The organism is Allorhodopirellula heiligendammensis, from assembly GCF_007860105.1.
Taxonomy (GTDB): domain Bacteria; phylum Planctomycetota; class Planctomycetia; order Pirellulales; family Pirellulaceae; genus Rhodopirellula; species Rhodopirellula heiligendammensis.
In genome coordinates this window covers 2,405,233-2,418,972 of sequence record NZ_SJPU01000001.1, presented here as the reverse complement: position 1 = coordinate 2,418,972, position 13,740 = coordinate 2,405,233, and the positions used below count along the sequence as shown (strand labels likewise).

Genomic DNA, 13,740 nt, shown 5'->3' with positions numbered 1-13,740 from the left:
GGATCGCCTCCACTCTTCTCTTTTCTTCTCCAGTGCGAGGGCATTCGCGATGACGCGGAACAATATTTTCGACAGTTCCCTGCAATCCATCCGTCAACTTCAAAACGACCTGCGCAGCCGCCTGCAGAGTCAGTCGAAACGACGGGGAAAACGTGGTCGTCAACGGCGTCGCCTGCGAGGGGAAATGCTCGAAACACGCCGCTTGCTCGCTGCCGACTTTGACGGCTCGCGACATAATTCATTCGACGCCGAGGACGTCAATGATGACGGGCAGGTTTCAGCCATCGACGCATTGACAATCATCAACGCTATCAACCGCAATGCGAAAGATGAGTCCGCGATGTTCACCGACGTCAACAACGATGGCCAGCGAAGCGCCCTCGATGCCCTGCGCGTGATCAACCGGCTCAATCGCGATTTCGATAGCCTGCGCGGCAGCGGGTCCGCGCACAACAACAACAACAATCCACAAACTATCCCAGCGCTTCCCGACGAAGTGCGTTCGGTCGACGGAACTGGCAACAACTTGGACGACCCGCTGCTCGGCAGCGCTGGCCAAGAGTTAATCCGCTTCGCCGCAGCGGATTATGGGGATGGCATTTCGACACCGGCAGGGGCGGATCGACCGAGCGCCCGCGAGATCAGCAACACCCTCTCAGATGTCATCGGCGAAGATGTCAAGAGCGAACGAGGGTTGTCAGCGTTCATCTACGTCTGGGGCCAATTCATTGACCACGACCTCGGGTTGACCGAGGTCAGTGAGGGTGGCGAATCGTTTAACATTGAGGTCCCTGCCGACGATCCGCTATTTGACCCCACCGGCAGCGGCGAAGCGGTGATTCCATTAACGCGATCAACGTTCGCAGAGGGAACCGGAACGTCGGTTGACAATCCGGCCCAACAGGTCAATGAGATTACATCGTATATCGATGGCTCGATGGTTTATGGTAGCGATCAAGCAACCGCCGACGGACTTCGCTCATTCGAGGGCGGTCGCATGAATATCACTGACGATGGTCTGATTCCTCTTGATGAGACCGGCATGGTCATCGCCGGAGATGTCCGAGCGAGTGAGAATATTTCTTTGGCCGCCATCCAGACGCTGTTCGTTCGCGAACACAATCGATTGGCCGACGAAATTGCCGCGAGCAATCCTGACGCAAGCGATGAGGAAATCTATCAGCAGGCACGTGCGATCGTGATCGGCGAAATCCAAGCAATCACCTACAACGAGTACCTACCAACACTATTGGGCGAGCATGCCATCGGGCGTTACGACGGCTATGACGCCACGGTTGACCCAAGTATCGCTACGGAGTTCTCCTCCGCCGCCTACCGGTTCGGTCACAGCACGCTGAACGACGACATTGAGTTCTTTGATAACGATGGGCGAGCAGTGCGGGACGAAATCGAGTTAAAAGATGCGTTCTTCAATGCGTCGTTGCTTGAAGAAACTGGGATCGACTCCATTCTGAAGTATGACTCCTCGTCACAATCCCAGGAAATCGATCTGGAGGTTGTCGATGGCCTACGAAACTTTCTGTTCGGCCCTCCCGGGGCTGGGGGCTTTGACTTGGTCGCGCTGAATATTCAACGCGGACGAGATCATGGATTGAACGACTACAACTCCACTCGCGCAGCCTATGGGCTCGAGACAGTAGCGTCGTTCGATGACATCACCAGTGACGCCGAACTGCAGCAAAAATTAGAGGCACTCTATGACGACGTCGATAATATCGATTTATGGGTTGGGTTGATGGCAGAGGATCATTTGCGGGGATCCTCTGTCGGTGAGCTGACCAGCACTATCATCGCCGATCAGTTCGAGCGAACTCGCGATGGGGATCGATTCTACTACGAGAACCTCTTTTCCGGCTCGGAGTTACGGACGATCAACAGCACCACTCTGGCTGACGTGATTGAACGAAACACATCCGTGGAGGGACTGCAGGAAAACGTGTTCGTCATGCAGGCAGAGGTCCGAGGGACGGTCGGGACGAGTGCTCCGCAATCGTCGTCGCTAAGTTCATCGCGCAAGTCAAACGCTGATCGTCTGCCAACCATTGGCGTCGAAGGGGCTGTGGTGGAACTACTCAATGACTCGGGTGAGGTCATCGACGCTACCGCAACGGATCGGAACGGCAATTATCGTTTCCGGTCGTTTACAGAGACCGGGGACTATCAAATTCGCTTGGCGGCCACGGGAGAAACGCTCGATGTGCTGATCTCCAGTGGCAGTACTCGCATCCGTGGATTGGATTTGAGGCTAGCGTAGACGGAACGTTGCGCAGCCGGACTCTCCTTGTGAAGCGCGGCGGGTGGGGTGACGCATCCGTATGCGTCGCTCACTGACTTCTGCCACGCGTGCGCCTGGACGTCAGCCTGACCGGGCAGCTCGCCTCCGCTGTCCGATGGAAGCCGGACGCCAGCCGCCGAACAGGATGGGTCGGGTGGTAGAGTGCCTTGTCACTCACAAGCTAAAAAGTTTACAGCGGGGTGAGTTGGCTCGCATCGGCTACAGCCAGGTCTGCGTAGAGACGGTTCACATCGTGGGCAGTGGTCGGCACCGATGCAAAAGCGGCTAGGCGACCGGGTAACAGTGTTCCGTAATCGTGGTCCTGCAGCATCGCCGCCGCACCTCCATAGGTTGCCATGCGGAGGACGGTGTGGGGGCTCAAATCTTGCCGATGATTCAATAGGAACTGCACTTCTCGCCAAAGTTGCAGATCAGGGTTACTGGCACGAGAGTCAGTCCCCAGGGCGACGTTTACACCAGCGGCGGCCAGATCGGCAACGGGATGCGGAGCATGACCGAAGTAGGCATGAGTGCGCGGACAGTAAACGACACTGAGGGTTGGATGGCTAGCGACGCGTTCCATTTCGGCTGGGCTGAGGTTGTTACCGTGAATAATCGATGCCGCAGGTGCGCGTGCAAGCAAATCGATAAGCCATCCAAACGGATCCGACGACGCCCACGGAAAATGCGACTCCATGTCCAGCCCAAGCGTACTCAACTGATCCGCCAGTGGCCCACTGCCGTGCTGCAGCAGTTCACGTTCGGCGGGTGATTCAGCAACATGCATTGCAAGCGGGCGTCCGAGATGGATCGCGTGGTCAACACAACGGCTGATCAGCTCCGGCGGTGCCGAATAAGGGGCGTGCGGACTGATGCCGCTGGCGTGTGGGTACAAGTCGAGATGCCTAACGGCCGCATTCCATCGCTCCGTCGCGCGTCCAGTCGTTAAACCAAGAACCTCGGCATAGGACACGATGCCAACGTCAGTACTGGGCATTTGCCATGGCGTGGTCGCAATTTCACCGATCAGAGCGGTACCCGACTGGACCGCCTCCATGGCACCCAACTCGACAACACAATCAATTGAGTTATCCTCAGCAACGCGTGTGGCGCGGGACTGAATGACCTGGACAATCCAGTCGGCCAGTTCCATCCCCGCGTGACCGATCGGCTGCGCGAGATCGCTGAATTCGAGATGCGTATGCGAGTTGACCAGTCCAGGTAGGATCGCCACGTCGCCGAGGTCGACGCTGACGGCGACATCAGTTGTCAAAGGACCGCAGCGAACGATCCTGCCGGCGGCAATCTCGACAAATCCGTTCTCAATCGGCGGGCTGGAGATCGGCACGATCCAACGGGCGCGGAGGGTGATCGTCTGCATATGACTCGGGCCCAATCCCTTCCGACCTCCACTTTGCGGGATGCTGCCCGCTGAACCGGCGACTCTTCGGCCTGTGAACTGAGTCGACATCATGACGCCGGAGTGAGCCCGCGTTTATGCACCTGCCGGATGGCTCGCACCGACGGCGGGACTGATCCGGCCTGGATCAAAGATCTTGTCCGGGTCCATCTGGTTGGCGTCGTCCATCGCATGCGGGTCATCGTCGAGATGCTCGTCATGTTCGTGGACAGCCATTGACGAGATGAACAGCACGGTCAAGAACGTGAAAATGAAGGCTTGCAGGCAGCACACGAAAAGCTCCAAGAGCGTCAAGGCGGTACCCACGAGCACAACGGGGATACTGACGGCGAGGGCCGTCCCATCCCCAGCAGCACGCGCCGCAAAAATCAGCCCGACGAATGCCGCGAGGACAAGGTGCCCCGCCATCATCGTCCCGAAAAGTCGCATGGCCAACACGAAACACTTGATCAGGAGACTGAGCACTTCGAGCACGTACAACATCAATGCGATGGGCAGCATCATGATCCCACCATCCCAACCAATCGGATTGAAGTGGTTAAGGAAGTCTTTGAGACTGGTTTCGCGAATTCCGATGAACACGATTGCGAACAACGATGTCAGAGCCATCACCCCGGTCATCGACAGGTTACCTGTCGCACTACCGCCCCAATGCGAAAAGTGGGTATCGCCGGTGATCATCTGGAGCATGTACCCGAATGGGATCACGCCGAGAATGTTGGCGAACAGGATAAAAAAGAACACCGTCCAAATGTAGTAGATGTACTTATCGGTCAGTCCCCGAAGATTGGGGTAAGCGACTTCATCCCGAATGAACGCACAAATTGTTTCGAACAGCTGCGAAATCCGACCGCGAGTCTGGTAGCGCCCCAACCCCTCACCGTGATAAATGCTGATTCGTCGCGAACAAAACACACCGACGACAATCAGGCACAACGCCGCGATCGCGGACATCATCAGATGGTTGGTGATAAAGAATTCGTAATAGCCGTTGTGGATCCCCATCGCGGGAACGCTTGTTTCGCCATCGCTCACCGGAATTCGCAGCAGCGGTGAATGGATCAATGAATGCGGAATTGCATGATCGGTCGGGTCTTGGCCGGCAGCAAGCAGGTAAAGCATGGGAAGGCGTGAAACGGCGAGGAGGACGGAAAAAACGGGTCAAACCGGCTAGCGGGTGGTCTATCAACTATCCGGACGCGTCAGCGAGGTGGTTCATGTTATCCCGCGCTACCTTTTCAGGTTAGTACAGACACTCAAAAACCACGAGGGCAACCGCCCGCTAACAGGCGACATCATAATCTACATGACAATCCAGTATCAGGACACTCGGATTTGACGTGATAGGGTGATGACCTCAGTCAGCAGCAGGACCAAATGCCACCCCAGCACCCAAATTCCAATTTGTGTCGGTGAAGCCTCCATGTAATAACTGCAACCCAAAAACAAAGCAACTGTCCCGGTGAGGCGAATCAGCATTCCTGCCAGAAAAGCCTGGCCGAGGCGTTCCAACGCGAGATCATGCGGCGAGAGTTCGACGTTCCTGCTTGATTCGCTCGCTGATTGCGGGGGCGGAAGGTTAGTTTCATCCGCCTCGGCCGGCCGGGATACCATCGATGACGCGGGAGCTGTTTGCTCGGGCACAATGATGAAACATCCCGGCAGAGTCGACGCGATCGCGATCAATCCGCTGAGACCAGCGATCACCAATGCATCGCCACTGGTCAACGACGGTGTCTCAGCCTGCCACCCATTCGCGACGGCAGGCGGGCTGAACGAGTGAGCCGCCAACGCGAGCACTGCGACAATCAACCACACCACCGAAATAATTTGTAGGACGGTGTGGTAGGGACGCGTGGCGATCGGTGACATGACGAGATTAGCTTGAGGGGACGCGGAAGAATTGGCTGCGTGTAACCCAAACCCTACCGCGAAAGCGATCACGAGAAAACGCCGCCACACCGTGAACTGATTCGTCCGCGCAACATTGCTCCCAGCCCCGCGAGCGAAACGCCGCGGACTCGCGTCCCCGGCATCGAACTACGGCGGCGGTCCCGCGCCGGCACCTCGGGCGGGACAACAGTCCCACCGTACTCAGTTCAAGATCCCTCGAGCACGTCACTGAGTTTGCCAGCGGGACGCAATTCGTAACTTTGACCGTTGATTTCCAACGTCACTCGGCGGGCGGTCACGCCGGTAACCTTTCCGCTGATCGAGCCGATCTCGAACTCGTCGCCAATCTTCAGCTTCAAAGTGGTGCCACGGGTTCGCACGTTCATCCATGCTGTCCAATCATCACCGCCTTGTACCAACGCGGTGAGGAAGGTCTGCGTCGCATCATCGAATCCAGGAGTGGCTTTCGGTGGTGCCGGCGGAGGCGGCGGATCCTGCGTTCGTACGACCAATGACTGAGTCGTCTGCCGGTGTGGAAAACCGTCATCGGTCGCAATCACTCGCACCTCAAACTCTTTGATGGCGTCGGCGTTGTTGTCGGCGCTGTCATCTCCGTTTTCCTCAGAAACCTCCGCTTTGGCGGGCGGCGTGACGACCAGCTTGGCGGACTCAGCATCCCACCGGACCCACTCGGGCAAGTCGCCCTCGATGCTCACATTCACACGGTTATTTTCTGGATCGCTGAACTTCAGCGGCAACTCATTCTCTTTGCCACGGTAGGCGACAATGGTTGCCGCACCCTCGAACTGCGGGGCTTGATTGGGAGGCTGGAAAAAGTTGCGATTGAGGATGGCTGCACGCGACGCGTCGAGCGAGCGTGTGATCCGCCACGACGGCTCGTCGCTCGGTGGCGCCGGCGTGGCTTCAGCGATGTTCAATGCGATCGCATCAATCATCAGTACGAGACTGAGCATTTCCTCGTCAGCCTCGGTCTTCTTTGCGGCTTGGCTGAGAGTTTGACGCATCGGTGCGAAATTGATTTCACGGATCCGGTGCAGTTGATCTCGGCTCTGAATGGCATAGACCAAATCGACGACGCCCGTCAAATTGGTTTTTCCTGAGACCCGGTAGGCAAACTGTGTATACAGATCGTCGACAGGCCCACTCCCCACCGGATCAACTACGGCGTCGGCGATGCCTAGCCTGCCCACCGTGCTCAGCAACCAGGCTTGATAGCTGCTCTTAGCAACTTCCGGGTCGCTCGACAATGAACGGACTTTGTATTCACCGAGTTGTCGCTCGGCTTCCGCACCGGCGAGCAATTTGGCTTGCAGGTCTTCGGCCTCCTTCGTCAGGGAATTCAATCGCCCCTGACGATACTTGATCGCCGAGCGGTATTGATTGAATCCCCAATTCAATGCGAGCACGACGAATAGCCCGCCGATGCCGATCGATAGAATGCGTTCACGCTGGGTCATTAGATTACCTCCGAATCGGAAGAGCTGTCCGACGGTGTTTCAGGGGCGGGCGTTGGTTCCGTAGCCGGTTCCGTAGCCGGTTCAGTTACCGGCTCAGAGTCGGCAGTCTGTTCGGAATTGGTCTCCAGCTCGGCGCTCGATGCCGGTTCGACGCCGGGATCTGGGTCGGTGCTGGATTCAGACTCGGCGGTCGGTTCCGGCTCGGAGTCTGATGGCCCCAGGGCCGTCATCTGTGTGTAACGTTTTTCGCGGACCGCTTCAGGGGCGAGCCGAATGGTTTCACTCATTTTCCAACGATACGCGTCATCACTTGGCAACTGAGTCACTTTGTCGCCGGTCACTTGGTGCGTGTCATCTCGCATTACGGTTTCAAACTGCTTGATGACTTCGGGCGATGTCACCAACCCGGTCACCACCAAACGCCCGCCACCTCCACGTGGATTGGATGCCGCCAGAACTTCCTTGACGATCAACTCGTCAGCAGGTGGCATGGAAGCGGCGAGTTGTTCGAATTCGTCGAGCCAATTGACATCACTATCAAGGAACTGGTCCACCAGTTCGGTCCGCTCGATCATATCCTCGGCGGCTTCTGTTTTGGTTCGTAAATCCTTATTGACCGCGGTTTGACGGTCGATTTGAGTTGTCAGGCGAGCGAGGTTGCTCCACAGCAACCAGCCCAGGGCCAATACCAGTGCGGCGGGCACACCCACCATGAGTGCAAGTTTCCGCTTGTCGGTCGTGGCCTCAATGGTCTCGCGAGGGTTGAGAAAATCGATCAACTCATTTTCGTGACCATCATCAGCGACCAGCAAGCCCACCAAGGGCGCCAGTCGACCGACCATCTCGCCGGTCGCATCACGAATTTTTGAATCGGTGCCGACTAATTCGAGCGGATCGAGCAGCCGAGTTTGACACGGGGTTTCCTGTTGTCCCGAAAGCCGTTCAGCGAGCAGCTTGAGTTCCTCGCCGTGCCGTTCGGCCCGCCCCCACATGACAACGTGGCAGTTGGTGCCCGCAGCACCGCACGCAATCATACTGCGGCGAATCTCGCCGGCCAGTGACGCCGAGCGTGACTTCGTCGCCGACGCGTCTCCATCGGGCAATCGCACGGAGCGAACGAAGGTGATTTCGCCATGGCGGAGCAGCACAATTTCCGCTTCGTTGGCGACGAGGTCGATCAGGGCGACAACGGGCTCATCGCCCTCGCCGCTGTGGGAGAGCTCGGCGATCACATCGGAGGCTTTGAGCCGGTAGAGTGCCGCTGCTGCGATCGGTCGCAGGCCTACCCGTTCAAGCGTCCAGCCGGCCTTCTCAACCGCCTTGCGGATCGGCGTTAATTGCGTAGGACCGGTCGCTGCGACGATCGCATGAATGCCTTTTTCGTCCGTCCGCGTCGTGATGAAATCGATCTCGGCACTGTCCCCGGCCGAGGCGAACTGCCGAATCGCTTGGAACCGAACGATGTCTGGCAATTCCTCGATGGGCACCGGCGGGAACTGCATTTGCCGGAGCTCGGCGCGGTCACGGCCGACAGCGACGAGCACATCGCTCTTCTCCAAGGAGTACGTGCGTGACATCTCGGCCAACGTGGCCTGCAATCCCTCCTCGCCGATGGGAACCACGGCAGCGGCACGAATGCGAATTCCGCGTGCGGATCGGTCAGCCGCCACCATGCGGACTTGTTCGTCGTCCCAATCAAGTGCGAGTTTCATAACAGATTATCGAGAAATCGAATTGGATAAAGTTGATAGCTTGTAGTTTAGTCAAATTGTCAGATTCGACTTAATTTTCAGTCAAGGGCTGCCCAACGTTGCCGCCCAGCACGGACATATCGAACCCACGTCCGAGATGCGTCAAGTTTCGGAATGCCACCACACGGGGATTCGTGGTGGTGGCATCGATAATCGCTTCGCCGCGCACCGACAGGCCAGTCGATTCGTCAAACCCAATCACTTGAGCTCGGAACACATCACCCCCGGCCGTCACGAGTGGCAAAAGTGCACGCATTTGGTCGAGTGTCACGATACCTTCGGTCAATGGCCACGCTGCGTGGGATCGATCAGTCGACGTGCTGCCTGTGTGCACACCGCCCCCAGCACCGCGGGCCTCCACCAGAGCTGACATGGTATCGATATCCAGCAATGGCAAGCCCATCAGGATCTCTGTGGGCGCCTCATTTAAGTTAATACGGCCTGGCAACGCTTCGACGTCCTGGGTCGACAACTGGTCCATGAGCAAGGGTAGGTACTCGCCCATTGCAGCGGGATCGTCGAGAAACGGCGACGAATAGGTGGTTCCGTCTACGGATACTTGGGCACCGATCAGGTCGAGAACCTGATTGATTTGCACGCCCGCACCTGCTGTCAGATCGAGACTTGACATCGCGTCCGTTTCCCACGGCACCGTGCTGGCAGCATCGCCCTCTTGCCCCGCAGCGGGCTGCGTGACTTCATCACCGCCAGCGGCCCCCGCCGCTGCGGCCAGTGCGGCCGAATTGACCAGTGAGGATGTGCCTGACATGCGGTAGGCCACAATAAAAGAGGCATACTGTTCGTCGCCCAGGGCGGTGATCAATTCATCATAGAGCACCTCGAGGTCTTCGCCGTTGACGTTAACACGAGGGTCCCCAGCACTGGTCATATTGTTTTCGGCACCGTGAACAGTCAGATAGTTTGCCCAGCCGAGAGCGCCCGCGGTATCAATACTCGACATCGTACGCTGCTGTTCATCGAGATCGAGGACGCCATTGCGGTTGGCATCGGCCCCAAACAACAACTGCGGTGTCACGCCGCGTACGAGCAGCAACTCCTCGACACTCTGCAGCGGCCCGTTAGCGCAACTGTAGGGGGACGGCAGCGATGCATAGTACTCGTCCTCGCACCCGGATGGCCGTGGCTCGGTATCGGTATCAATCCAGTCCAAAATTGCCTCGGCGATTGGTTCGGTCATGCCCGGAAGGGTTAATAACAAATCCACCGCGACGTAGCTGGAATCAAGCGTCTCGGTGTCATCACTGGATGCGCCGGAGTCTTCCCCCAGGATCCCACCGTCATCGGACTCACCGCCCCCGCCCGCCAGTGCCGTCAGCATTCCAATGGCGTCGGAGTTTTCTTCGAGAACGAGCAGAGCGTTGACATTGATCCGCGCGGACTCGTTCTGCAAACCATAGCGGATTCCGCCGAGAGAACCGGTGTCGGTCAAACTGGGGGCCACCACCGTGTAACGCTGTACCGGGCCGTCGGCGATATTTGTGATCGCAACGCCACGAAAACTCATGGCGTTATTGTAAACGCCGCCAGCGGCATCGCGGTCCGCTGGAGGACTGGCGAGGATCAAACGGATTGCTTCCACACCCGAATCCATATTCAGCCGTGACTGAACCAGATCGCCTTGAAGGTAAGCAGTCTCATCTGCGGCCAGCATCAACTCCGCGAATGAATAGACCGCCATTGCCGAGATTGCCACGACCACCAGCACCAAAATGAGAAAAAAGCCCTGACGCTTACTCTGCGAGCGTGGTCCACGTTGCCCGGCGGGGAAACGAGAGCGACCGCATGCCCGTATTTCCCGCGCATCGGAAGCCATCTCCACGACCGCCCCAGTGGTCAGCCCACGCCGCCGCCGTCGGGGGCGTGGATCGAGATCCTGTTGCGCACTCATACTCCCGACCCTCCTGAAGCACTGTCAGTACTCGTGTCGGTCAATTCTTCGGCGTCTTCAGGATGGCTCATCGGGAGGTAGATCACGTGAGTGTAGGTATTGACGCTTTGGACAGCCGCAGCATCCCCGGTGCTAAACGCACTGCCTCCACCAATCTGAATCGTTACTCGAATTGCCGGCGGTAAAAACCCGACAGAATCAGTGTTGTAGTACGTCATCCAGTTCCCGTTCTCGTAGTACTCGAATTGGATCGCTGTCACTTCGGTACTGATGATCTCCCCCGCCGACGTCAGTCGTGCCAAGCCGCCTGTGGACGACGCATGCGAGGTGATTGCCCGGTCCAATTCGCGGCGGACCAGACCGCCGGCGGTGGGTCCGGCGGCCGTCGTAGTACTCGCCATGCCGCTGGAGGTAGCAAGTTCCTCCAGTGGGTCCATGCTGCCGACAGCGCCTGCGGGCTGAACAAAATAGCTAACCGTCTTAATATCGCTGGGACGATCGAGTAGTTTGCCATTGGAGATCGCCATGGCCGGATCGATGACGGAGTCTTCCAGGGTTGGCAGGTGACTGACGTCGATCTGTAATTGGTTGGAACTACCGATCAGGCCTGGTGACATCAGCACACTCCCCCCCAGACTGGCGTCGAAAGTTTCCGCATCGGCAGCCTCTTCATCGCTCGCATCGGCACCGGATCCGCTCAAACCTGAATCTTCGGGAACGGAATCCTCATCGCCACCGGCTGCACCCGAGCTGATTCCCAGTGCTGAAAGGGGTGACGATGCAGAGGATAGCACTTCGGCCAGCGGCGCCGTGTCGATGGGACGCGTGGTCAGCGTCATCCGCAGGTCATCCTCAATCATCTGCAATACCGCCGAAGCGACCTGCGAATTTCGATAGACCTGTTCAGCCGAAGCCATCTCGCGGACGTAGAACGAGATCGCACCGCTCACAAGTGTCATCAGCACCACGCACATCGCAAGCGTTAGCAACATCTCAAGCAACGTAAAGGCCGCGCGTGAACGCCGCATGAAGGTAGACTGAATCATCCTTCTATACCTCCGTCTCTTGATCGGCCAACCCGAGCAAAGGATCGATCATCCACCGCGTGATCGAATAGGTTGCAATCGGCATCCCACCATTGGGATCGAGGGCGCGGACAGTGATGCGAATCGCAAGCATGCCCTGGATGGGTGCCATGGCAACGTCGACCTGATACTGGAACGGTGTCGTGGATTCCGAATCGACTGGCGCGACCGGGGTTGGGGGAACTGCTGCGGGATGAATATTGCTCGCTAAAATCATCGCCAGTTGACTCTGCGCGATCAGCCTCGCCTGGGCCAAATGTTCCGCCTCGCGGGCTGCATCGGCGCCCTTCATCGCAATCGTGGATAAGATTCCCAGCGAACCACCCAAAATCGCCAGCGCCAGCAGCATTTCGAGCAGTGAGAAACCAGAGCGATGGCTGATGCGGCTCACGGGGTTTCCCTCAGTGTCACATCACCCGTCAAACCGCGAACTTGGACTCGCACGAAGTAGCCCCCCGCACTGCTGACCGCAGTGTCGCCCTCGGAGCGAACGCCGATCGTAATGATCGCGTTGCTGGTCTGACCGTTGGGATAGAAATAGATCACGGGAAGCGTGCCTGTAACAGTGGCACCGGCTGCGTTGGGGACGGGAGCAGAATTACTCAGCAATGCCGCCTCGATGGAACTCGGGCCTCCGACGGCGGAGGTCACGACAGATTGCACCACAACATTCTCAGGCAATTCAATCGTCCAGCCGCCCGATGCCGCGGCGGCCGTCGGAGCCACCACGCCCATTGCCTGCTTGGCGCCGGATAGCAGTGCGGATGGTCCCGCTGCGGAACTGGACGATTCATTGACGTCCGCTGAGGTGAACTTAGGGACGACCATCAGCTCACCCGAGTTCGGGTTGGACTGGACCGTCATCACGCGTCCTTCGCGAATCGCGTGAACACGCAACCGGGTCAGTTCGGCGCGAATCTGATCGCCGGCTCGCACGAGCTCCCGGTCGCCTAACAAACTGCCGGCAATCGGGATCACCATCGCTGCAGCGGCCGCGGCAATGACCATCGCGAGCAATAGTTCCAAAAGAGTGAAGCCGGCGGTTTTCATGAAAATCCTGATAGCCCTATCTACCTTCGACGATAATGTCGTCCTCGGTATTCATCTGACCATCGAGTCCACCGCTGCGGATCTCAAATTCATTGCCCTTGGCGCTGAAGTCAAAGTCGTTGCCCCAAGCGTCGACAGGAACCGTTTCGATGATCGGACCTACCCACTTGGCCTTCTTGGCCGAGTCACTGGGACCGTCCTTGAGTTGTTCGAGCGAATCGGGGAGCGTGTTGGTTTTAATCTTATACAGCGTAATGCTGTCTTTCAGCGAATTCAGCTGGACCTGGGTCGCGTTGATATCTGCGTCCGACTTGGCACCGAGCAAGTTGGTACCCACGATCCCACCGAGCACCACCAAAATCGCCAGAACGAGCAGCAATTCAAGCAGCGTGAAGCCAGCGCGAGCAGCTCTTGCGCTGCGAGCACGCAACTGGGCGGGACGGAGAGTAACAGGAGACATCGCATGGGGACGGCGGTGAGACATGGTTGGTGAGTTGGTCAAAAGGAAGGTCGGTGAGTGGTAGGAAACAATTCGGGGAGTTTTAACGCGAGCGGGTTGGAAGTCGAACCCGTCTCGTGGGGTGAGTAAGCGATTTATTCGAGAGAATGATCGGACTGCCTGGCACTGGTTGGGAAACCCCAGAACCTCGCAATAGTTTCGAAGCGTCGCTGGCAGGGCCGTTTTCAGGTGCCTGGCCCCAGCACTTTCCAACGCCGCGAGCCGACTCCGATAACTGTCTGCAGCGCGGCCTCCAGACCCATGGAGCGGAATCCAACCGCGCACGCCCGGTCCCGCCTCCCCATCCAGAACGGCACACAACCGCCACGCCAGCCAACACCTACCTATCTTCTCCCGCT

Annotated in this window: 11 protein-coding genes; 1 reads left to right on the top strand and 10 read right to left on the bottom strand. The window is 57.9% G+C overall.

Going from position 1 to position 13,740, the window contains the following annotated elements:
* The first annotated feature begins 49 nt into the window (after positions 1 to 49).
* The gene (locus Poly21_RS09110) at positions 50 to 2,275 is read left to right on the top strand and encodes a peroxidase family protein (protein ID WP_436967480.1); all 2,226 of its coding nucleotides are present in this window, start codon (positions 50 to 52) and stop codon (positions 2,273 to 2,275) included.
* 211 nt (positions 2,276 to 2,486) lie between these two features.
* Here the strand turns inward: Poly21_RS09110 and Poly21_RS09105 are convergent, their stop codons facing one another.
* From Poly21_RS09105 to Poly21_RS09060, 10 genes are all read right to left on the bottom strand, one after another.
* Positions 2,487 to 3,770, bottom strand: coding sequence for an amidohydrolase family protein (locus Poly21_RS09105; protein ID WP_302118213.1), 1,284 nt, complete (start codon positions 3,768 to 3,770; stop codon positions 2,487 to 2,489).
* Positions 3,771 to 3,791: 21 nt separating this feature from the next.
* On the bottom strand, positions 3,792 to 4,838 hold the full coding sequence (atpB, locus tag Poly21_RS09100; RefSeq protein ID WP_146406520.1) for a F0F1 ATP synthase subunit A: 1,047 nt from the start codon (positions 4,836 to 4,838) through the stop codon (positions 3,792 to 3,794).
* Positions 4,839 to 5,036: 198 nt separating this feature from the next.
* Complete coding sequence (locus Poly21_RS09095) at positions 5,037 to 5,588, bottom strand: hypothetical protein (RefSeq protein ID WP_146406519.1); 552 nt, start codon at positions 5,586 to 5,588, stop codon at positions 5,037 to 5,039.
* Between the two features lie 227 nt (positions 5,589 to 5,815).
* A complete protein-coding gene (locus Poly21_RS09090) occupies positions 5,816 to 7,087 on the bottom strand; it encodes a hypothetical protein (protein ID WP_146406518.1) in 1,272 nt (423 codons plus the stop codon).
* Positions 7,087 to 8,799 (bottom strand): MSCRAMM family adhesin, encoded by a 1,713-nt coding sequence (locus Poly21_RS09085; protein ID WP_302118210.1) that lies wholly within the window; start codon positions 8,797 to 8,799, stop codon positions 7,087 to 7,089. The genes Poly21_RS09090 and Poly21_RS09085 overlap by 1 nt, the downstream gene beginning before the upstream one ends.
* A gap of 70 nt (positions 8,800 to 8,869) precedes the next feature.
* On the bottom strand, positions 8,870 to 10,747 hold the full coding sequence (locus Poly21_RS09080) for a type II secretion system minor pseudopilin (RefSeq protein WP_302118208.1): 1,878 nt from the start codon (positions 10,745 to 10,747) through the stop codon (positions 8,870 to 8,872).
* Positions 10,744 to 11,793 (bottom strand): PulJ/GspJ family protein, encoded by a 1,050-nt coding sequence (locus Poly21_RS09075; protein WP_302118205.1) that lies wholly within the window; start codon positions 11,791 to 11,793, stop codon positions 10,744 to 10,746. Before Poly21_RS09075 ends, Poly21_RS09080 begins: the two co-directional genes overlap by 4 nt.
* Positions 11,794 to 11,797: 4 nt before the next feature.
* Positions 11,798 to 12,223 (bottom strand): type II secretion system protein, encoded by a 426-nt coding sequence (locus tag Poly21_RS09070; protein ID WP_302118204.1) that lies wholly within the window; start codon positions 12,221 to 12,223, stop codon positions 11,798 to 11,800.
* The gene (locus Poly21_RS09065) at positions 12,220 to 12,882 is read right to left on the bottom strand and encodes a prepilin-type N-terminal cleavage/methylation domain-containing protein (protein WP_146406517.1); all 663 of its coding nucleotides are present in this window, start codon (positions 12,880 to 12,882) and stop codon (positions 12,220 to 12,222) included. The genes Poly21_RS09070 and Poly21_RS09065 overlap by 4 nt, the downstream gene beginning before the upstream one ends.
* A 16-nt stretch (positions 12,883 to 12,898) precedes the next feature.
* Entirely contained in the window at positions 12,899 to 13,366 is a 468-nt protein-coding gene (locus Poly21_RS09060; RefSeq protein ID WP_146406516.1) for a type II secretion system protein GspG, read from the bottom strand.
* Positions 13,367 to 13,740 lie beyond the last annotated feature (374 nt).